The sequence below is a fragment of the Peribacillus sp. JNUCC 23 genome, from assembly GCF_053653995.1.
Genome location: NZ_CM132202.1, coordinates 2,541,910 through 2,564,955 on the forward strand (window position 1 = coordinate 2,541,910; position 23,046 = coordinate 2,564,955).

At 37.9% G+C, this 23,046-nt stretch carries 19 protein-coding genes; 3 read left to right on the top strand and 16 right to left on the bottom strand.

Annotated features, from left to right (window positions below):
• Positions 1–39 precede the first annotated feature (39 nt).
• From JNUCC23_RS12320 to JNUCC23_RS12330, 3 genes are all read right to left on the bottom strand, one after another.
• Entirely contained in the window at positions 40–1,779 is a 1,740-nt protein-coding gene (locus JNUCC23_RS12320; protein WP_454211697.1) for a glycosyltransferase, read from the bottom strand.
• Between the two features lie 2 nt (positions 1,780–1,781).
• Positions 1,782–2,876, bottom strand: a complete 1,095-nt coding sequence (locus JNUCC23_RS12325) for a CotS family spore coat protein (protein ID WP_062179130.1) — start codon at positions 2,874–2,876, stop codon at positions 1,782–1,784.
• A 570-nt stretch (positions 2,877–3,446) separates the two neighbouring features.
• The gene (locus tag JNUCC23_RS12330) at positions 3,447–4,658 is read right to left on the bottom strand and encodes a hypothetical protein (RefSeq protein WP_454211699.1); all 1,212 of its coding nucleotides are present in this window, start codon (positions 4,656–4,658) and stop codon (positions 3,447–3,449) included.
• 478 nt (positions 4,659–5,136) lie between these two features.
• Between JNUCC23_RS12330 and JNUCC23_RS12335 the strand changes: the two genes are divergently transcribed.
• Together JNUCC23_RS12335 and JNUCC23_RS12340 are read left to right on the top strand one after the other, a co-directional pair.
• Complete coding sequence (locus JNUCC23_RS12335; protein WP_454211701.1) at positions 5,137–5,469, top strand: DUF2680 domain-containing protein; 333 nt, start codon at positions 5,137–5,139, stop codon at positions 5,467–5,469.
• A gap of 217 nt (positions 5,470–5,686) precedes the next feature.
• Positions 5,687–7,669 (top strand): S9 family peptidase, encoded by a 1,983-nt coding sequence (locus JNUCC23_RS12340; protein WP_403071019.1) that lies wholly within the window; start codon positions 5,687–5,689, stop codon positions 7,667–7,669.
• A 197-nt stretch (positions 7,670–7,866) separates the two neighbouring features.
• Here JNUCC23_RS12340 and JNUCC23_RS12345 read toward each other — a convergent pair whose 3' ends face one another.
• The 6 genes from JNUCC23_RS12345 to JNUCC23_RS12370 form a co-directional block, all read right to left on the bottom strand.
• Entirely contained in the window at positions 7,867–8,295 is a 429-nt protein-coding gene (locus JNUCC23_RS12345) for a CBS domain-containing protein (protein ID WP_403071017.1), read from the bottom strand.
• Positions 8,296–8,306: 11 nt separating this feature from the next.
• Positions 8,307–8,486, bottom strand: coding sequence for a YozQ family protein (locus tag JNUCC23_RS12350; protein ID WP_049681754.1), 180 nt, complete (start codon positions 8,484–8,486; stop codon positions 8,307–8,309).
• 253 nt (positions 8,487–8,739) lie between these two features.
• Positions 8,740–9,720 (bottom strand): ABC transporter permease, encoded by a 981-nt coding sequence (locus tag JNUCC23_RS12355; protein WP_403071015.1) that lies wholly within the window; start codon positions 9,718–9,720, stop codon positions 8,740–8,742.
• Positions 9,713–10,630, bottom strand: coding sequence for an ABC transporter ATP-binding protein (locus tag JNUCC23_RS12360; protein WP_403071013.1), 918 nt, complete (start codon positions 10,628–10,630; stop codon positions 9,713–9,715). The genes JNUCC23_RS12355 and JNUCC23_RS12360 overlap by 8 nt, the downstream gene beginning before the upstream one ends.
• Entirely contained in the window at positions 10,627–11,427 is an 801-nt protein-coding gene (locus JNUCC23_RS12365) for a GDSL-type esterase/lipase family protein (protein WP_454211704.1), read from the bottom strand. Before JNUCC23_RS12365 ends, JNUCC23_RS12360 begins: the two co-directional genes overlap by 4 nt.
• Before the next feature lie 317 nt (positions 11,428–11,744).
• Positions 11,745–13,520: an ATP-binding protein gene (locus tag JNUCC23_RS12370; protein ID WP_454211706.1), complete on the bottom strand. Its 1,776-nt coding sequence runs from the start codon at positions 13,518–13,520 to the stop codon at positions 11,745–11,747.
• A gap of 366 nt (positions 13,521–13,886) precedes the next feature.
• Here JNUCC23_RS12370 and JNUCC23_RS12375 point away from each other — a divergent pair, with 366 nt between their 5' ends.
• A complete protein-coding gene (locus JNUCC23_RS12375) occupies positions 13,887–14,759 on the top strand; it encodes a YitT family protein (protein WP_403072118.1) in 873 nt (290 codons plus the stop codon).
• A 391-nt stretch (positions 14,760–15,150) separates the two neighbouring features.
• On the opposite strand, the gene JNUCC23_RS12380 is transcribed toward JNUCC23_RS12375, so the two are convergent.
• From JNUCC23_RS12380 to JNUCC23_RS12410, 7 genes are all read right to left on the bottom strand, one after another.
• Positions 15,151–15,345, bottom strand: a complete 195-nt coding sequence (locus JNUCC23_RS12380; protein WP_062179105.1) for a cold-shock protein — start codon at positions 15,343–15,345, stop codon at positions 15,151–15,153.
• Positions 15,346–16,297: 952 nt separating this feature from the next.
• Positions 16,298–16,504, bottom strand: coding sequence for a cold-inducible protein YdjO-related protein (locus JNUCC23_RS12385; protein ID WP_062179103.1), 207 nt, complete (start codon positions 16,502–16,504; stop codon positions 16,298–16,300).
• Between the two features lie 307 nt (positions 16,505–16,811).
• Positions 16,812–17,093, bottom strand: a complete 282-nt coding sequence (locus JNUCC23_RS12390; RefSeq protein ID WP_062179100.1) for a hypothetical protein — start codon at positions 17,091–17,093, stop codon at positions 16,812–16,814.
• A gap of 187 nt (positions 17,094–17,280) precedes the next feature.
• A complete protein-coding gene (recQ, locus tag JNUCC23_RS12395; RefSeq protein WP_403071005.1) occupies positions 17,281–19,416 on the bottom strand; it encodes a DNA helicase RecQ in 2,136 nt (711 codons plus the stop codon).
• Between the two features lie 271 nt (positions 19,417–19,687).
• Positions 19,688–20,485 (bottom strand): LysM peptidoglycan-binding domain-containing protein, encoded by a 798-nt coding sequence (locus JNUCC23_RS12400; protein WP_403071002.1) that lies wholly within the window; start codon positions 20,483–20,485, stop codon positions 19,688–19,690.
• A gap of 223 nt (positions 20,486–20,708) precedes the next feature.
• Positions 20,709–21,581, bottom strand: coding sequence for a CvfB family protein (locus JNUCC23_RS12405; protein WP_403070999.1), 873 nt, complete (start codon positions 21,579–21,581; stop codon positions 20,709–20,711).
• Between the two features lie 212 nt (positions 21,582–21,793).
• A complete protein-coding gene (locus JNUCC23_RS12410) occupies positions 21,794–22,975 on the bottom strand; it encodes a CapA family protein (protein ID WP_403070996.1) in 1,182 nt (393 codons plus the stop codon).
• Positions 22,976–23,046: the final 71 nt, after the last annotated feature.

The following is a 23,046-nucleotide window of genomic DNA, read 5'->3' on the forward strand; positions in this document are numbered from 1 at the left end:
AAACGGGGCTTATCATTATCATGATGCAGCCTTACTCACTTATTCAATGTTTCTTCTTCTTTTCAACTCCCTAATTAAGTTGCTAATCGAATCTTCAGTTGAAACTTCATTCGAATCGATAATCATCTGTTCTATGATCGTCTTTCTAACCGATTCCCTAAGCGACTCCTTAATCATATCTCTAACAGAATGAGTTTTCGATTTATCTTTTATTCCCTGATTTTCAATTTCTTTTTCTGGTTTATTATCTAATTCTATTATAGGTTCTTGTTTAACTTCAGCTTCAGCTTCAACTTTTTTCTCTAATGTAGACTTTTGTTTATAGTTGGATTTAGTATCAGTAGGCTTCGCTTCACCTTTTTTCTCTAATGTAGACTTTTGCTTATAGTTGGATTTAGTATCAGTAGGCTTCGCTTCACCTTTTTTCTCTAATGTAGACTTTTGCTTATAGTTGGATTTAGTATCAGTAGGCTTCGCTTCTTCTTTTTTCTCTAATGTAGACTTTTGCTTATAGTTGGATTTAGTATCAGTAGGCTTCGCTTCAATAGAATCTGCGCTTACCAAATCTTTTATGATTTCTTGTTCAACATAAATATCTGTTAAAGTTTCTGGTACTGATGAAGATGAAGATGACGTATGAATTGCATCGCCCCATACTCCAAGTATTTCGGAAGCAACTCTGTCCCACTTATAAAGAGATACAGCAAGTTCTCTCCCTTTGATCCCCATGTTTTTCATTTTAGATTTGTCTGATAGGATTTCTGTAATTTTTTCTACAAAACCAATCGGATTTTCTGGATTTTCTACAACAAGACCATTTTCATTGAGTTGAATGACTTCTGGATTTCCTCCTCTTGCTGTCGTTAATATAGGTAGTCCCGCTGCCATCGCTTCATAATGTACCCGTGCCAATGGCTCGTTCCATTGAGATGTGCATACAAATAAATCAGCCGCTGCAAACCAGTTTTGTATGACACTTGGTGAAACAAAACCTGTTGTTACTACTGGTATTGTCAATTTCTTTGTCATTGCTCTAACATAGGCAACATAATCAGTTACATTATCTTCGCTAAACCAACTACTTCCAACTACTACTACTGCTAAATCTTTAAATTTTTTTGATAGCTCCGGCAACGCCCTAATTAACCGATCTACTCCTTTATTATGAGAAAGTCTACCTGCAAACATGATAACTGTTTTGTTTTCTAAGCCATGTTCTTGACGAATTTCATTACGTACCTTTTGCATCTTTGGATGGTATCCAGGTAAGAACTGCTCAGTATCTACTCCAGAATAAATCGTAGTTATTTTCGCTGTTGCTTGTGGATAAAGATTTCGTATTACATTACCAACATAATCACTTACCGTTACAATATTAGATACTTCTTCTAATGCAGCAGTTGCTTCTTCTGGACTTATTTTGTCAGGATTGAACATATCATTATGCATGCTTAAAGTAATTTTTGCTTCAGGAGCAACTTTCCGAACTGGAAGGACCAAACGCGGTCGGTTGAAAATATGAATAAGGTCAAAGGAAGTCGATTCTAGATACTTGATGACTCCTTCTCGATAGATCTCTAATATTTGACCAGGTACCCGTACATAATGAACGCCATCTATTGTTTCCTGATTTGGAAGTGATGGTTCACTAATCCCTAAAACCGTGATTTCATGAAATTTGGATAAATAAGGGAGGTTCCCGGAAATATACGTTTGAATCGCTCCACCTAACACAGGAGGCACTGGTAGTTTTTCAGTACAGATCATTAATATTTTCATAGTTATTCCCTCCCCCTCCAATCATCTTCAATTTCTTTAAGAACTGGCCATTTAGTCTGATCTGTATCAACAATCGTTTGAATTAATTGGGTTGTTTGATCATTTAAAAATAATTCAGGTTCATATACAACTTCTTTAATATTTTTATAAAATTCATTTGGGAGTGACAAATCAATCATTAAAATCTCATATAGTTCAGCTGTAAGGGGATTAGATTCATGATAAGACTTAATCATCTCCCGAACCCAATTCACATCCCATCTATACAAATCTGCCATTGTACCACTAATTAGCTTTCTTAAATCACGAAGCGGAAGATCAAAGGCAACCCCATCAAGGTCAATAATCCACATTCCATTACTACCCATTTGACCATTTGACCAGCCATAATCCTGATGAACAAGTCCCCAAAAAGCATTTCCTTTTTTTATCAGTTCGGAATAGCTTGATTGATTAAGCCTTGTCAAACTATTTCTAGCTTGCTCTTCAAACCTATCAACTACATTCAATAAATGTGTACTTGCTGGTAATTCGTGATATACGTTAGCAATATTCCGGAACCAATCCATTTTGATGATCATCTTTTCATAACTAGATGGCCATTTATGCAGTCTTGAAGCTACTTCAGATTGTTGCGGTGGCTCATAGCCCTTACTTAAACGATGAAATTCACCGAGCGCATAACATAAATGTTTCGCACCTTCTAAATCTTTTGTAACAGGTTCTAATGGTTCTATCCACTCTGCAACGAACCATAACTTTCCTCCTGCTTCAACATAATCCTTTTCATCCTTTGTTTTTACAATCGCGGGCACTCTTGCATCTTGGACTTTAACTAAATATTCCTGAGCTCCCAAGCTAAACATACTTCTTGTTGGTCTTCTGTGTAACAATTTTAAACTTTTTGGACCAGAAGTTGTTTCAAGTTTCCAAATCGCACCGCCTTTATCTGGCTTAGTTGTTATGACCTGTATGCTATTAACAGAAAGATCGTAACTTTCAAGAACATCCTGTGCTATTCGTTCAATATAATCAGGTACATAAAATTCATGAGTTAAATCATCGGCTTCCCATGGCTCAATTATTGGGTGATCCATCATATCCCTCCTATGAGTTAAATCGTAATTTCCGCAAGAGTAAAGCGCTGTCAATTATTACTTTTATTTGAGTTCATCCTTGTTTTTGTCAACGCTTTCCAAAACAGATTTCTTCATTTCCCCCTATAATTTACTCGAAGAATTATCTCCATAGATCCTCAAAGAAACAGGTAATAGATGATGATTTTCCAAGATATTAATTTAAGTAGTCTAAAAGGATGTACCTATTTTCCGGACCAATCTACAGGATTAAATACTCTTAACTATGTTATGCTCTGATAAAATATTTGTATAGGATAGTTGCTTAGAAACAGAAGGTAATTTTGAATAATTCATCGATCATTGAAACGATTGGAAATTCTTACTTGTTTAACAAGTTATGAAATGACTAACTAGCATGAACGCTTGGCCATTTTGAAGCAAAAAAACATTTTTTGTCGAGCAATATACTAAGAACATTAAATATTCATCTTACTTAGGGTATTACAATCTGTTTAACCAGGATAATAATTAAGTAATGGGATCACCTTAAGATGATCCCACCGAAATTAGAATTATTTTTTCTTTGTCTTAGTCGCCGCTCTCGTCTGGACTTTCATCCCCACTCTCGTCTGGACTTTCATCCCCACTCTCGTCTGGACTTTCATCCCCACTCTCGTCTGGACTTTCATCCCCACTCTCGTCTGGACTTTCATCCCCACTCTCGTCTGGGCTTTCATCCCCCAGCTCGTCTGGGCTTTCATCCCCCAGCTCGTCTGGGCTTTCATCCCCCAGCTCGTCTGGGCTTTCATCCCCCAGCTCGTCTGGGCTTTCATCCCCGCTCTCGTCTGGACTTTCATCCCCACTCTCGTCTGGACTTTCATCCCCACTCTCGTCTGGACTTTCATCCCCACTCTCGTCTGGACTTTCATCCCCACTCTCGTCTGGACTTTCATCCCCCAGCTCGCCTAAATTTTCATCCCCGCTCTCGTCTGGGCTTTCATCCCCCAGCTCGTCTGGACTTTCATCCCCACTCTCGTCTGGGCTTTCATCCCCGCTCTCGTCTGGGCTTTCATCCCCCAGCTCGTCTGGACTTTCATCCCCACTCTCGTCTGGGCTTTCATCCCCACTCTCGTCTGGACTTTCATCCCCCAGCTCGTCTGGACTTTCATCCCCACTCTCGTCTGGACTTTCATCCCCACTCTCGTCTGGACTTTCATCCCCACTCTCGTCTGGACTTTCATCCCCACTCTCGTCTGGACTTTCATCCCCACTCTCGTCTGGACTTTCATCCCCCAGCTCGCCTAAATTTTCATCCCCGCTCTCGTCTGGGCTTTCATCCCCCAGCTCGTCTGGACTTTCATCCCCACTCTCGTCTGGGCTTTCATCCCCCAGCTCGCCTGGACTTTCATCCCCACTCTCGTCTGGACTTTCATCTCCCAGTTCGTCTGGACTTTCATCCCCACTCTCGTCTGGGCTTTCATCTCCCAGCTCGTCTGGACTTTCATCCCCACTCTCGTCTGGGCTTTCATCCCCACTCTCGTCTGGGCTTTCATCCCCACTCTCGTCTGGACTTTCATCCCCCAGCTCGCCTAAATTTTCATCCCCACTCTCGTTTGAGCTTAAATCTAGGACTTCGTCTTCACTTTGCTCTAGAGCGACATCTTCAGATTCATAATCTTCTGTTTTATTTTTAAACATATTTATAAGTTGCGAAAGTGCTTCTTCATTAACAAAATTATTATCTAATGTAAACCTTTGTTCGAGAAATCTTTTTATTACTTCTTTTCGTTCAGCATTCATGCTCATCCCTCCTTCTGTATTACAAGATATTCAAGTTGAGGCTACTTGGCATAATTAATTAGTGGATATTTAAAAAGTTATTAGCTAATTGATCTGTCATACATGTTCTTTTTTTCATAGTTTATTTTTTATGTATTACCTTGTTACTAACAATTATGATCACTACATTCGTAAATAAGAAATCAATCAATCAATCTGGTCACTGCCTCAATTGCCACTCATACATTTATACCGCAAGTTGCTGATGATTCCTTGTCCACATTAAAGGCTTCCTCGTTAAGATTTACTTTAAGTGCAATCACCTTTTACTTATCCTTACATCTATTCGGGAGACAAGCATTTTCTATAAATCCTTTAGTTATTTTATATACATGCATAATTTGGTTCCAATATAAAAAAACTAACAGCATCTTAAATTTTTTAGAAAGGGTATTAAAGCATTTTTCACAAAAAGATAATAACAAAAGGAGATCGTATCATGAATAAATTACTTATTGCCTTGCTGACAATTAGTTTCGTAACTAGTAACTTCGAGATCACGGCATTTGCTGAGAAAGATAACCAAGAAAGCGAAGTTAAACAAGAACAACAAATAGAGTTTACCAAAAAACAACAAGACGAACTTGCAGTATTGCATAAGGAAATGCTGGCTAAGAAAATAGAAATTGTGCATAAATATGTAGAATTCGGTGCAATTTCTAAAGAGAAATCTGCAATGATTGTGAAACATATGGAAAAGCATTATCAAAAGTTAGTAGAAAACGGCTTTCAACCACACCACACTCATCACCACAAAAGACCAGCAGAATAATACAATTGCTTCATAAAAAGTCTTGCCTCTTATAGAGTATTATCTCTAATAAATTGGCAAGACTTTTTTCAAACTTTTCTGCTTAACATTTTTCCATTGATGAAGGATTTATATTTCCATTCACTAAATGATTTAAGGGAAGTTTCCATGATATTTGTCGAATCAACAATCACTTGATAGAATTAGCTTCATAGTGCATAAAGAAAGGATGAATATAATGGGTAATAAAGGAATCTTAGCAGAATATTTATTTGACTTAAAATCTGTCACCGATCCACAGCTTTCGCCTGATGGCAATATGGTAGCCTATATTGAGACCTCTGTTGCTAAGGATGATGAGAAATATATTTCAAATATATATGTATATAGTTTTTTAACGAAACAAACGGTTCAATGGACATATGGACTTCATCGTCAGTCTTCACCAAGATGGTCTCCTGATGGACTCCACCTTGCTTTTTTATCAAACCGGTCTGGAAAAAATCAAGTATACATAATAAATACAGTTGGTGGAGAAGCTAGTCAGCTGACAGAATTTCACCTGGGAGCTACTACGCCTATATGGTCTCCTGATTCAAGGAAAATCCTTACCTCTACGCAAATAAAAGCTGGATACACTTTACATGAGAAAGAAAAAGAACCAGAAAAGGAACGCAAAGAAGCAATTGTATATGATCGAATTAAATACAAAGCAGATGGAAGCGGCTATTTTGATCGTTCATTTTCTCACCTCATACTAATCGATGTACCTACAGGTCAAGTAGAGCAATTAACCTCAGGGGAACAGTCCTTTACTCCCTCCTCATGGGCGCCAAACGGGAAAGAGTTTGCATATGTGAGTAATGACACAGACGATGCTGATTATAATCTCGCTTCCGATGTGTTTATTTTCCATTTAGAAAATCGATCATGGAGAAAAATAACGGCAACCAATGGGCATTTTTATTTTCCTAGATGGTCACCTGATGGCAATTATTTAACGTTAATTGGGCATGAACGAGAATATGAAGGAGCGACGGTATCCAAGATTTGGTTATACACACTAGTTACAGATTCCCTCTCATGCATAACTACAGATTGGGATGTTGAAGTCGGTGATTTAACAGCAGGCGATTTTCATATTGAAGCGGTCAATCCGGGACTTCTTTGGACTAATGACAGTCAAGGCTTTTATTTTTTAATTAGTGACCATGGAAACACAGGCGTATATTACGGAACCATTGAAGGTGCAATGTATCCTTCTCTTCTCGAAAATCAGCATGTTTATGGATTAACCATTAATCCCGAAACACATAAAGCTGTTGTAGCAATTAGCACACCCACTCATCCTGGTGACTTGTACTCCTTTGATTTAACAAATGGTGCAATTGAGCAAATTACATTTGTTAATGATGAATTTCTAAAAGATAAAAAACTTTCGGAAGCTGAACCCATTACTTTTCCTGCTAAAGATGGTCTCGAATTGCACGGGTGGATTATGAAACCGACTGATTTTCAACAGGGAAAAAAATATCCGTTGATTCTAGAAATTCATGGTGGACCGCATGTCATGTATGGGAATACGTATGTTCATGAGTTTCAAACCCTTGTTGCACAAGGATATACGGTCCTATTCACAAACCCACGAGGAAGTGCTGGCTACGGTCAAGAATTCGTTAATGCAAACAGAGGCAATTATGGAGGCATGGATTATGAAGATTTAATGGCCGCCGTAGATTATGTACTTGCAGAGTATGATTTCCTTGATGAACACAAGTTAGGTGTAACAGGTGGAAGCTACGGCGGTTTTATGACAAACTGGATTGTTGGGCATACAGATCGATTTAAAGCAGCCGTTACCCAGCGCTGTATTTCCAATTGGCTCAGCTTCTATGGTATGAGCGATATTGGCTATTCCTTCACTGAATGGGAATTAGGCGGTAATATTATTGAATCTCCTGAACAACTATGGGGACACTCTCCTCTGAAATATGTAGGTAATGTTACAACACCTCTGTTATTATTACATGGCGATAAAGATTATCGCTGTCCAATTGAACAAGCAGAACAATTCTTCGTTGCGTTAAAACGTCAGAAAAAAGAAGCGGTACTTGTAGTCTTTCCAGAACAGACACATGAAGTATCAAGAAGCGGAGCTCCACGATTACGCTTGCAGCATACCGAGCATATTCGCGCTTGGTTTAATAAACATATTAATTAAAAAAAGCGCAAAAAGGAAATGTCCAAAAAAGAACTGACCTCACACTCTATACACCGTTTATTGTGTCATTTCCACGTTATCTAAACGGTATATAGGAGATGTGGGGTCTTACTTTTTCCTTCTGGGATAGTTTCTTTTTTCATTAGAAATATTTTTTTAAATGAGTTCTGGTTTCTAATCTTACAACCGAATATATTTCAATGTTGAATATGTTGTTTTTCCGAGATTTCGGTGAGCGCATGTGCCGCCGCCATGTTGGTGCCTTTATGAATAGCAAAATCGCCTAACGAAACAATGCCTATAAGGGATTCCTGTTCGACAACGAATAAACGACGGATTTGTTTCTCTGCCATTAATTCTTCCGCTTCCATGATTGAAGTTTCTGGTAATATCGCAATTGGTTCCTTCGTCATAACATCGGTAATTTTCGTCGAACCTGGTTTCTTGCCAGCTACACAACGGATTGCAATATCACGATCTGTAAGAACACCTACTAATTTTCCATCCTCACAAACTGGAATAGCACCTACGCCCCCTTCCGCCATTTTTACAGCTGCCTCGTACACATTATCAAGGGTTGTGCAGTAATCTACATTAGATGTCATGATTTCTCTAATAGACTTCAAAACAATCCCCCTTATTCCGTTTTGTTTTCTTGATTATTTATTAGTTGATCTACCGTACCCTCAAAAAAATGGTCACTTACTTGTTCATGAGTTTCAGCAAATCCAGATGAAATTTGGTCTTTCTTCTCAAAATCTTCAGTCTGATAATGTCTACCCGCAATTTCTGCTTGATTTTCATTTTTCTTTGTCATAATGTGTACCCTCTCCTTCTACAAATTTTCCAAAATCCAGATTTGTAATCGATTTGAAATATAAGGCTTTATACGCTTTTACAAACACATTTTGAATAAAACCATCATCCAAGCTAAACACTTCTATTGCCTAGTATTTGCATCACACTATGAATTATGCTCACCATATGTCGATCTTATTTTTACTCTTTTTATATCTCTAGCATCAAAAAAATCCAACAAGCAAGCTTGCTGGAAGTAAATCCGAATTCTATTAATATACATCCTGTCGTGTAAAGACAAAGAACGATAGGACTAATGCCGCCGCCCACCATATCAGGAGAACCGACATAGAAGAAAGCAAAGTCATTCCTGTAATCGGCGGTGCCACTCCATTTAAGTAATTAGTCAATTTCAAATTCACCATAAACAAATATTTGGCCGATTCCCAAGATGACACCATATTGTTTAAAATAGCTCCTGATATAAGCGCAGCAAGCATAACACCCATACTTGCCGCCGTACTTCTTATTAAAACAGAGAGCATAAATGCTAATGTTCCAACTACAACAGCCACAAACCAAACAAGTCCAAAATCCATCAACACAAATTTCCATTGACTAATAAGCCTGATACTACTCGTATCTACATCGCCTCCATCTACAACAAAGCCCGTAATAATCGGTGCATTCCAGCCATGATATCCGAAGACAATCCCTGACAATCCATACGATAGCAGTCCGGTCATCGCAACAATTAACGAAGTTGCCATCAATAACGTTATATATTTGCTTAAAAGAATCCGCCATCGCTTTACAGGCCTTGTTAATAGTAATTTGACAGACCCAAGAGTATGCTCAGAAGAAACAAGGTCGCTCGCAACAATCATGATTAGTAATGGAATAAATAAATCACTAGAGTTTTCAATGAACATTCTAACAAATGTAACGGCCCCTGGTTCGCTTGGGTTAATATCTTGATCTAAATAGAATTGCAATTGCTGTACACTAACTTGAATCTGTTCACGCCACTCATCTGAGATTCGGCTTGATCCAAGCCTGTTTTGCATATCAATAATTTGCTGCTGAAGAGAATTTCGCCAATCATCTGTCCCTAGTCTTTCTCGCTGTGTTTGCACTTCCTTATACTGTGCAAAGGTAAACAGGATCACCAATATTCCCACAATCGCTCCAATCACCAACAAACGCTTCCTTGCCACAAGCTTCATCATTTCGTTCGAGATTAGTTTATTCAATATGGGCACCTCCTGTATCCGTCAATTGAAGGAATAAATCTTCCAATACAGGGATCTTTCTATTCAGTTGTAGTACTTGTACTCCTGCATGAACCAAAGCAGCATTCCACTTAGGAATCTGGGTAGAATCATAAGGCGTGACCATATAACCATCATCAAGTGTAGTTACCTCAGTTAGGCTTTCCAATATTTCTCTTCCTTTGACAGATGGATCGAGTTGCCAAATGGCTTGCTCCTGACTCGAGAGCAAAGACTCTACTGTATCTACAGTTATAATGTTTCCTTTTGTAATAATAGCCACTCGATCGCATAATAATTGAATTTCACTCAACAAATGACTGGATACAAGCACACTTAAACCTTCATTTTCAGCAAGTTCTCGAATAAAAACCCTCATTTCACGAATGCCTGCAGGATCCAACCCATTAGTCGGTTCATCTAAAATAAGTACCTTTGGTCGATTCAGCAAAGCTTGAGCAATACCAAGCCTTTGTCTCATACCAAGCGAATAGGTTTTCACTTTATCATCAATTCTTTCTGTTAACTTTACCATATCAACAACTTCCGCAATTCGTTTGTCATCTACTGATGGAAGCATTCTCGCAAAATGAAGTAAATTATCAGTACCGCTTAAATAAGGATATAACTCAGGATTTTCAACTATACAACCAAGATTCGCCATCGCTTTTGTGAAATTTTTCTTTACATCGTAACCACAAATTTCAATGGTTCCAGAAGTCGGTCTAATTAGACCAACAATCATTCGAATTGTCGTAGTTTTACCGGCACCATTTGGACCGAGAAAGCCAAAAACCTCGCCTTCCTTTAATTCAAAGCTGATTCCATTAATGATTTTGTGCTTTTTAATCGTCTTCGTTAAATTCCGCACAGAAAGAGTCGTCGCGCTCATTTACTTTCCCCCTCCCATTTAATTAACGGAGCAATTCTGTCTGCTATTAATCGGTATCCCTCTTGATTTGGATGAAATTGATCCGTAAATAAATAATCATTTACAGACAACTGGAAAATATCATAGGTAGGAACAAAGACAATTCTCGGGATTGTTGAACTTACTTCCTCAGCTATACGGTTCCAGTCACGGACGGTTGGGCTGGTTACCCCTGTTTCATCAACGTCAATAAAAGGATTATAGAGTCCAACAAAAAAGATAGTAGCATCTGGATTCGCCTTACGAATATCTGCGAAAATCGTAGTTATATTTTCAACAAAAGCTTCTTCAATGGTTTTAATAGTAGCTAAATCAAAATTTTCCAATGTTCTTCCCTGCTGAAATAAATCATTCGCACCAATCGTAAGTAAAATAATATCCGCTTTTGCAAGTTGTCTTTGAATATTCGGTTGTTTCACCTGCTTTTTCAGCTGGCTAGATACTTGACCATTAATACCGAGGTTTTGAACAACAACACTTCCATTAAATCGCTCATTCAAATCATCCACCACATAGCCAACGTAGCCTTTTCCAGAATCGTCACCCGTCCCTCTTGTCAATGAATCCCCTAATGCAACTACTGTAAACATATGATTTTTTATCACTGTTTTTTGGGAACTGTCCTGTTTTTTAACCATATTGTCTGTTGCACCTGTAGCATAATAATCCTGAATGGCCCAACCAAAACTTAACAGCCAAAGAATTGATAAAGTCGCAGCAATAATCGTTATGTAACGTATACTTTTCTTCCCCAGCACACTCACCCTCTCCTTTGCTTCTTTCCCTCTATTAAATCACACCGTTTGTGCTTTATAAAATTCGAGGTTCCAATATAAAGCAATAACTTAATTTACATCAGAATACAAAAAAGCTCAGTTTCTCTAGAAGCGAGAAGCCGAGCATTCATTGTTAATATCTAAGAAGGCGTTATTTCTTCAACGATGAAGAGTTATACTGTCATTAGAACACTGATTAAAGATAAAATACCAAAAGTAAATACACGTTAAAAACCCTTCCTTTATCAACAAGTATCCCCGTACTGAATGTACTTATCATTAATGCTCAATTAAATTTTTTAAACCGTGACAGTGGGTAGCTTAATGATGAAAGTTGAGCCTTCATTCACTTCACTAACCACCTCAATTCTCCCTTTATGACCTTCAATAATTTTATAACTCACCATCAATCCCAACCCATTTCCCTGTTCTTTCGTAGTGAAAAATGGTTCGCCTAACTTATTCAACTTTTCAGAAGGAATCCCAACTCCCGTATCTCGAATATGGATCATCACTTTCCCTCCTTGCTGCAAAGCATTTACATACAAGTCTCCTCCAGAAGGCATCGCTTCTATTCCGTTTTTCGCGAAGTTTAATAACACTTGCTTCAAACGATTCTCATCACAATTCACAAGGATTTCTTGATTATGACTTTCAAAATGAACATGTACGTTTTTGTTTTTCGCTTCAAATGCAATCAAAGTAAGTACGTCTTGTACGATTAAGACGATGTTTTTCAACTCAAGATGAACGGTCTGCGGTTTTGCTAGTACCATAAACTCTTCGACAATCGTATTCACTCGTTCTATTTCATCCAAAATAATATCGAAGTATTCCAATCTTTCTGGCTTCGACTCATCCATTTGCAGAAATTCAGCATATCCTCTCATGGATGTTAGCGGGTTACGAATTTCATGGGCAACTCCTGCAGCTAATTGACCAACAGCAGCCAGTTTATCCTGTCGATGAAGTAGCTCCTCAGATTGTTTTCGTTCAGTAATATCATTTCGGATCGAGACAAATTGGTACGGTATTCCCTTCTTATTTAGAAATGGGACAATCGTCGTTGAAACCCAATATAGACTACCATCCTTCGCTTGATTGCAAATTTCACCATTCCATGTCTTGCCTTTTAGGATGGTATCCCACAAATCCTGAAAAAACTCCTTAGAATGATAGCCAGAATTGATGATTGAATGAGTCTTCCCAAGTAATTCCTCTTCCCTATATTGCGAGATTTCCGTAAATTTCTCATTCACATAAATGATTTTTCCTTTGGAATCCGTGACTGCCACAATCGAAGCTTGATCAAGCGCATATCGATAATCTTGCAAATATTTATCACTATTCTGCAGGCGTTTTGTGATGAAAGAGCTTGAAGTAATCAGCCCACCAACGATTAATAAAAAAACAAACAACACAAGAAACGGTACAAAAGAAGTATCATGGACAAGTTCATTCACATTATCAACCGATTGTTTAACAGGTAGCGCACGCACTAACATGAAATGGCCTTGGATAATCGCAGCAGAGACGATAAATGTACTCGTCGGCTTCAACCATATTTGGTTTTCTTTTTGCCGATAATTCGAATAAAAAAATAATAAAAATGCGACAACAAAAATAATTAACGTGATCATCACTGTTAGGATTAACAAAACTGTATGGATTTTAATAGAAAGATTCAAGGCATATAAGCCAATAATATAGTTAGATAACAAAGAAACGGTCAATAATGTACCACAATGAACAATGTTTATGAATGAGAGTTTCTTAATGGTTAATGCCAGAAACCCCATTGATGCAAGTGCCACGCCAAGAACGAGTGAAAGCACCATCACTGATAAATTGTAAGTAACTACGCTGTTCTTCTCAAAAGCCAAGATTCCAAAGAAATTAAACGTCCATATCGCAATTCCCATTGAAAAGCTTCCGCCGAATAACAAAAACTTCTTATGGTCAGCAGAGCTTCTCAGTAATGTAAGTAAATCCAAACTCGTATAAGCCGCCATAAATGTCAATATTAATGCGACTAATAAGAGAATCGGATTGGATGATACAAAATATTGCTCCAATTCATGCACTTCCTTATCTAAGAAATAATCGTCTCCATTAGGGATGTTTTTATTATCAGTGTATAGTAATCCGTCCATTCAGAAAAGACAAATCTTAATTTCACATCGTTTTTAGGTACCGAAAAAAAGAATGAGTATTGGAGACAACAGCTAGAATAATTTGATATCACTATCTGCTTTAGCAGAAAACAACTGGTTAAAATACATAATTTTGAAAGTTTGAATGCAAATAAATATTTTTATGAATAGTAAAACTGTATAATAATTTAAGAAGTCTTTATTTTTCAAGTTTCTTTTCCGCGTATAAAGACAGAAAGAGAGGGTATCTATATGTCAAATGCATCAGATTTAACGACAGTAGAAGCAATGATTAAAAAAGCGAAACACAAGAAACTCACCGCAAGGCAAATTCTTCAAAGGGGGATATTAATTACAATCGGAGCGATTTTAATGAGTATCGGTCTTGAAGTATTCCTTGTCCCTAATAATGTCATCGATGGCGGAATAACAGGGATATCAATCATGCTTTCTTACATAACTGACTGGAAATTAGGAGTATTTCTCTTCGTTCTCAATCTTCCGTTTTTCTTCATAGGTTATAAACAGATTGGTAAAACATTTGCATTATCCACCCTTTATGGAATTGTTGTACTTTCCATAACTTCCATTTTCCTTCACCATGTACCAGCATTTACTCAAGATATCTTACTCGCTTCAATCTTTGGCGGAATGATTGTCGGCGTTGGAGTCGGAATCGTTATTCGTTATGGAGGTTCTCTTGATGGAACAGAAATCCTAGCGATACTTGCAAGCAAGAAGCTTCCATTCTCTGTAGGGGAAATTATCATGTTTTTTAACTTATTCATCTTTGCATGTGCCGGATTCGTCTATTCATGGGATCGTGCAATGTACTCCATCCTCGCGTATTATGTGGCATTTAAAACAATGGATATTGTCATCGCAGGATTGGATGAATCGAAATTTGTTTGGATCATCAGTGATGAATTTCGCGAAATTGGCGATGCTATTCTGCATCGATTGGGGCGCGGTGTTACTTACTTAAGTGGAGAAGGAGCTTTTTCCGGAGACGACAAGAAGGTCATTTTCTGTGTAATCAACCGACTTGAAGAAGCAAAGCTTAAGGACATTGTGAAGGACTTTGACTCATCGGCTTTCTTAGCAATCGGAGATATTGCTGAAGTGCGCGGCGGCCAGTTTAAAAAGAGAGACATTCACTAACAAATCGAATATGGCGTTAAAAAGCCATCACTTACCACATGTAGCACGCTCCACTTGCCTAATCACAATAGTGGCGGTAAAGAGTCCGAATTGGGATAACTTTAGTAAACCAGCTAAGTAGAGGGCTTATTAGTAAGTCACGAAGCCCGGTTCCCATGTCCTTCAAACAAAAAAAGAACTAGCCATCAGTGAGGTTATGAGTAACCTTCTAATGGGTAGTTCTTTTTCATAAAGTGAATGATTTTCTTCATCCCCACCTACACCTACGCTTCCTCTAAGCCTTGAGGGGGTACTGCCCGTTAATACGAGATAAAAAGAATGTTAATAATTGCAGTCTTTATATTTATTGCAAAAAATAATACACATTGGCAGTGTGCATTGTTTGTCGTTCTTATTTATGCCTTGGATTATCAATTGCTTGAAGCATTTTTGTCGTAGCAACCATTTCACTACCGCATAAAGGACAGCTAGGCTGTTCACTCATTGTAAAATTCGCTCGAACCCATCCCTTACAAGTCGGAGATGCACAATCCCAAATCTTTGTTTCTTCCGGTTCCACTTCTTCTGTATTATTACGTCTATACAAAATAGCTCACTCCTTTGATTAAAATGGTTCGGTGCGTATTTTTCAAAAAACTTGCCTGTAAATAATCGTTCTCTTTCATTATACCATAAGAACAGCCTAAGCGCTTTGTAAAAGGAAAACTATCGTCGGATCATAGTTAGATCTTTCCCGTTTTGACTCTTATCTTTTGGCTGTTTTCGCATACTTTGTTGCTTTTGAATGATATTTACACGACTATCCTGGGTTGATTTCCGTTGCAGGTACTCGCTTTCCGCAGGCGGTCTCTGGAGCCTCGCACCTTCCACTACAATCAACATCTGCCCGAATTTGTTACTTGCAAAAACAACAATCTTTACGAAAAAAGCCTATCTTTTTAAAGATTTAGAGCTAGTAAGGAAAATAGCCTGTAGATTAAGAAATAATTTCAAAAAATAAAAAGCTGCTCTTTCTCATAAGAGCAGCTTTAGTTAGTTTATCAATGATGACCAGCCTTTCAAATTAACTTCGAAAAGCATGAGAGTAATTTCTGTTCCAAACCTAAAACAATGAAAGCCCTGCCTCTCTCCCATCTCTACGGTTCCTAGACCGCGCCAGTGAGAATCAGATTTGACTGTAAGCACATGTTTATTAAAGGTAACTGTCGGAAATCCCTAGACACAAGGGTTCATAATCCAATGGAAAGAAAGAATAGAAGTGTGTTTACTTGAAGAATAAAAAAACTTGTGAGGAAAAAACAAATGGGTTTCTTTACTTAATAGGCCATAAGGCTTCATAACATACACGTTGTCGTACTTCTATGCTGCTAAAACAAAACTGTTTTACCATGCTTTAATAAAAATGTTCTATATAAAATTACCCTCTGTGTTATTCATAAGAAAAACACTAAGATAACAATCATACCATTATTTAATAAAGAGGTCAAGTTCTCTTTTCATGAACAAAGGGATTACCATTCAGGTAACCCCTTCACTTCTTAACGATAAGCATTATACTCGTTCGAAATTTTCGGTAACTCCCTTACTTCTTCAACTAGATTGCTCCCACACATTGGACAAGTATTTTCTGCACTTGCAAAGTCTTTTCTCATCCAGCCATTACAAGCCTCCGATTCACATGAATAGACGTCTGTATCGACCATTTCAACAACGGGTTCCTCTGCATTCTTTTTACCAAAGTACATAAGAGTAACCTCCTTTATGGATAGTATACTCATAATTACCAGGATTTATTTATCAAAAAAATAGTCGGATTTTATTTATCCCGCATTAACGAGCAGTGAAACCCCCGCTGATTGAAATTTCACTTTATCTAATTAAGCGGACATTCAAAAAATAGTCAACACTCAAGTCTGCTGATACATAAAAAAATCCTCTTCCATCTTCTCTCTAATTCAATGGCTATGTTAAACAATTTTAGGCTCATTCATGTGAAACCACAGTTACAAATGAATGGTTCTGATAATCCAAACCGTGTCTAGCATAGATTATTCAATAAGTATTCGCTGTAATGCCAACCAATACTAAAAAAAACACGAGAACAATAAGATACAGTCCGATAATAATGGCCATTAGAATCAATTGTGCCTTAGCAAAATTCCGCCTGTTCAAATTGGTGTCACCACCGAATGCCCAAACAAACAATAAGATAATATTAACAACTGGAATGATTAACAATGCTAAAGTACCCAACCAACTTTTGACTGAAACTACATTCGTATTACTTGGGGTATACTCCTGCTCTTGAATTGGTGTATCACGATTCTCTTCCATCTGTCCCCTCCAAAAATCAAATGTAAAACTAATAAAACTACAATCATTCACTTTACTTAGCCACGATAAAAAATAGTCATTTTAGATGTTCAATTCTTTTTTTGATACTCATCTAACATTAACAATGAAACAGGATACTAACCTCTGAAATTAGTATACTCATAAAAATTGAATTTATTTATCCAAATCATCCATTGGTTTGTCCCATTTTCAATAATGCTAATTTTATCATGAAGTAGGAAATATCCTCTGGTACATTTTCCTTAATCGGCTTGAGCTTCTCAGCACCTGTGCTTTCAATAGCTTGATAGATCAACTCCAGTTTCTCCTTCGGTAGAAACGTTTCCCACTCTAAATCAAAACCACCTTCCGCACATGTTACAAGATGATTTTCAATGGTTATTCTACTTAAACCACGAGTGCTGGCTATTTCACTCATACTATTTCCTTCTTTGTACAAACGATAAGTTTCTAGATGCGTGGCTTCTTTTTTAGTTTGTTTTTTCACTTCAGCATGAGCCACAAGAGGTTTCTCCAATTCAGCATCTGGATTGTCAGCTAGATATTCAGCAATTGTTTGAAGAAATTGTTCCCCGTATCGTTCTTGTTTCTGTGCCCCAACACCTTTAACCATAAGCATCTCCGAAACTGTAACCGGCAATTTGACTGCCATGTCTTTTAACGCAGCATCGGAAAAAATAATAAAAGGTGGAACTTTTTCATTCTGAGCAATTTCCTTTCGAGTTTGGCGAAGCATTTCGAACAAGCCGCTGTCGATATTTGTAATAGTCTGTACCTGTTTTAATTCTTTTTGCATTACCTTCCGTTTTCCTAGTAAAACTTCTTTACCCGTATCACTTACCTTTAGCACTGGAAACTGCCCGCCGGTAATTTCTATGAATTGTTGTGCAGTTAAATAGTCGATAAAATCCGCAACATGCTTGGCTGATTTCGCTGAAAGAATGCCATAAGTAGATAACTTTTGGAAGCCAAACTCTTCTATCTTTTTCACCTTTGAACCCGTTAACACCTGACTAATTAATGTTTTCCCAAAACGTTCACCCATTCGGATCATGCAAGACAAAACCATTTGTGATTCTGTCGTTACATCCATTTCAGCACGATTATCTTTACAATTTTCACAGTGCCCGCAATCATCAGGGTTTTCTTCTCCAAAATAGCGAAGGATGAAGGCTTGCAGGCACCCTTCTGTGAAACAATAATCCTTCATTTGATTCAGCTTCTGTAACTCCTGATACTTCCATTCATCTGTTCCTTGCGATTGATCAATGAAAAACCGTTGAATATGTAAATCCTGGGGCGAATAAAGAAGGATGCATTCACTTTCAAGTCCATCACGACCAGCACGTCCCGCTTCTTGATAATAACTTTCCATATTTTTCGGTGTTTGATAATGTACAACAAACCGCACATTCGATTTATCAATCCCCATTCCAAAGGCAGAAGTAGCCACCATTACTGTTATATCGTCCTTTAAAAAAGCGTCCTGTTGACGTGTACGCTCCTCCTCATTCATCCCAGCATGGTATCTCCCTGCTTTAATCCCAGTATTCGTAAGCTTTTGTGAGATCCGGTCCACATCTTTTCTTGTTGATGCGTAAATAATCCCTGACTCACTATGATTTTTTTCCAAATATCTCATTAAAAACTGCGCTCTATTTTCATCCTTCATAACGGAAAAGGTAAGATTACTTCGTGCAAATCCTGTGGAGAATTGATGGTCTAAATCGATATCTAGAGTCCGACAAATATCTTCCTTGACGATTGGCGTAGCAGTGGCTGTAAGGGCGAGGACAACCGGGTTCTGTGGAATTTCTTGTAGGAGTGTATTGATTTTCAAATAACTCGGACGGAAATCATGCCCCCATTGTGATATACAGTGTGCCTCGTCAATAGCAACAAACGAAATATCCAGTTCACTTAATTGATGCAAAAAATGAGGAAGTTCTAATCTTTCCGGAGCAATATACACCAGCTTATGCATTCCTGCTTTAATCTCAGCAAGTCGTTCTGCCGCTTCACTAGCTCCAAGGGAACTATTTAGAAACGTAGCTGAAATGCCATTTTGGTGTAAAGCATCCACCTGATCCTTCATTAATGAGATAAGGGGGGAAATGACAAGCGTAATTCCGGGAAAAATAAGTGCGGGGATTTGATAACAAATTGATTTCCCTCCACCAGTCGGCATAATTCCAGCCGTACGGTATCCTGCTAGAACCGATTCGATAATGTCTTCCTGTCCTGATCGAAAGGAATCATATCCGAAATAGGTTTGAAGCAGTTGTTGATGCTCACTTTTCAACACGTTCACCCTTTCCAGCCATTTTCATAGATTGTATAAGCTCTTTCATTATACGAAAAGATAGATATGATGACAAATTGAATGATAAAGTGAAACTTCAATCAATGGAAGTCTTACTGCTCGCTAAGCCTGGGATAAAAAAGAAAAGAGTCTGACCTCACTACACTATATACCGTTTATTGTGTCATTTACACATAATATAAACAATATATAGTAGATGTGGGTTCAGACCCTTTTGTTATGGGATAATCATCTATTTATTATCTGACCTTTAGTTTAAAACTTTAACTTTCACATTTTTTCTTCCCCATTTTTTTGCATCTTGCAAGTTAGGAATAAAGACATCGATTTTATTTCCTTTAATTGCCCCGCCCGTATCTCCAGCTACTGCATTTCCATATCCTTCAACATAGACTTTCGAACCTAACGGAATGACTGACGGATCGACTGATATTACCTTCGTATCAGGGTTGTTTTTTAAATTAATTCCAGTTGCAGTGATTCCACTGCAGCCATTACAACTTGCCGTATAAGCTGTTGCAGTAACGCTTATTTCCTTTGCGACATTTTCCGTGCTAGTTGCAGTTTTCGCAGTCTGTTTAACGACTGGTTCTGCTGATGCTGCCGATACTGGCTGCTTTGTAGACTCTGTCTGTGGAGCTTCAACAGGTCTTGATTTTTGAACAGACGCAGACTGAACGGGTGCCTGACTTGTACGATCCAAAATAACAATCTGATTGCCAGGGTAGATTAAATCACTTTCGATTCCGTTCCATTCTTTAATTTCATCGACTGTTACGCCATTTTTTTTCGCAATATTCCATAATGTATCGCCAGATTTAATCGTATAATATTCTTCATTTGAAATCTTTAATATATCGTCCGTATGTATTCGAGCCGTTTCTAACCCGTTCCATGTCATAATGTCTTCTACAGATACTTGATGTGTTTGAGAAAGTCCCCATATTGTATCTCCATCTTTCACTTTCACATCCTGCGCATTTGCTTGTGACCCTAGACTAACGGACAATACCGCAACCGCAGCTAATGATAAGATTGATTTTTTCATATAATAGTTCCCTCCCTGTTATGCTTGTTCAAGCTAACAATATTCATGTTAACACAGAATCTCCCCCTGCAAAGAACAAGCAGATAAAGATCTAGTAACAAACATAACAGTAAGATGACAACGAGATAACAAGGAAACAGAATAGTCGATTTATTATTAGTACAAAAAGGATGATGAACGTATTTCACTAAATGACAGTGAAAAATTTCATCATCCCTAAGCTTTATTTTCGATTTGCAGAATAGGTCCAGCCATCTTCCTGATAGACCTTGTCTTCTTTCATTAGTTTACCTAGTGCACGTTTGAACGCACCTTTGCTTAAGCCAAAATGGAAATTCACATCTTCTGGCAATGTTTTATCGCCATATGGCATTGCACCACCACGATTTAATAAATATTTATAAATAACGGCTGCGTCTTCTTCCATTTTATCTTGTTTGAAAGGTAAAAGGGAAACATTTAACGTACCATCCTCTTTCCGATCAATAACTCGTCCTTCCACAAGCTCACCAAGACGAGGTTCCTCAACCCGTTCTGTTTCATGGATAAAGCAGCGATATCCTTCTTGGGAGATGAAAAAAGAGCCAACCATTAATAAGCGGTAAACGTTTCCTTTAACAGAATCGTTACGAATTCCTTTTAATGGGGCTTCGACTGACATTTCCTGCATTACATCTTCTGACGCAAGTTTTCCTAATAACCTTTCATGACGATCTGATTTTAGTGAAATATATAGAGCATCTCCCACTTTCGGCCATAGATGACGCAGGTTCGGCAAATCATCAACTGAAACTAAGATATCTTTACTTAAGCCAATGTTTACGAATACACCCATTTCCTTTTTCACGCTGACAACCTCTGCCCAGCCATAACTATCGAAGCGCACTTCAGGAATTTTCGTTGTTGCAGTCAAGCGACCCGTTTTATCTAGATAGACAAAAACCTTCACTTTATCACCTATTGAAATCTGTGAATCAGATTGGATTTCACTGTTCGGTAGAAGGATACTATCCATCCCGTCACCAATAAAATAACCAAACTCAGCTTCTCGTTCCACTTCTAATTTAATGGCCATTCCAGCCTGAATCTTACTCATCTTTATACCTCCTGAAGCATTTCGCTACATCTACTTCTAATATTGTACCCGTTTTTTATCGTTTAGCGTATTAAAAACGGATAATAGTTGTCTTTAACTATGTTCGTCTGTCCGTATCCAGCGCTAGCAGCCACGTTTCTATTCTGATTACCATATTTGAATTTATCATTTTTCGAAAGAGTTGTATATGTTTAATTTAAAAAAGCGCGGAGTTACTGCAAGTAACTCACTGCACCTTTTCCATCAATCTTTACATTATAAGAAAGTTGATTGAGCTTTGATATAATCGCTTGGTTATAGTTTTCGTCCATGAATTGTGGTTGTCCTTTGACAATTTTCGCAGGTTTGAGCGAAGAAGAAATTTCTCCATTATCTAAAGTAACTTGGACAATCATCGTTTCTGAACCTTTTGGTGAAGCCGATTCTGTGAAGATGAAATTACCAAGGCTATAATAAATGGGACAGCCTTTGTACTCCTCGATCCCCATCAATGAGTGACTGTGAGAGCCAATAACGGCTGAAGCTCCTGCATCAATGAAAGCTTTCCCCATTTCTCTAGCATAGCTTTCGGGGTAATCTTGTCTTTCCCTATTCCAATGAATCATTATCATTAGATAATCAGACTGGTCAGCTACTTTCTTTATATAGGTCATCATCGGTTCATTTTGATAGCCACTTGCAATACCAGGTTGATCCTCTTTTGCACCCCAAGATACCTCAGGTAAAACCCTACTTATTCCAATGATTGCAATTTTCTTACCGTTCACTTCCTTATAAAAGGCAGAAAAAGCCTCTTCCTCGTTATTCCCTGCACCTGTATAGGCAATATTATACGATTTCAAATGATCAAATGTATCACGTAGTGCGTCGAGTCCATAATCTAGTGTATGATTATTTGCCAAGGAAACGACATCAACACCTGAGTTGACTAGACCTTGCAATGTCTTTGGTTCCGATCGAAAGGTAAATTGCTTATCAGATGGAATGCCACGTGTTGAGACTGATGTTTCAAGATTAATTGCCGTGATATCAGAGTTCCGGAGCGTATCGCCTACTTGTATAAATGGATAATCTACTCCATATGCTTCTATTAATTGTCCTACACTTCGATCTAATAAAACATCTCCGGTAAACGTTACTGTGATGGGTTTATGCGTTCCCGATTGCTCGTACTTATGTACGTCCGTTTTTTTCTCTAGAAAAGAAGATTCTGGTGCTTTCTTAACAGCCACTTTTGTAACCTGACTTTCTTTTTCAGAAAAAGCCGGTACAGCCTGTCGCTCTATCGATTGGAGTTGAAAAAGATAAAATGCGACACTAATAATCAAACAGACAAATAATAGTAATGTCGTTTGAATAAGCAGTTTCCTTGTTCTTCGCGATTTTCTCCCCATATACCTTCTCCGTTCCTATTTTATAGACTTTATCTGTCTATTATACCAACACTGGTAATTCTGTTAAACAC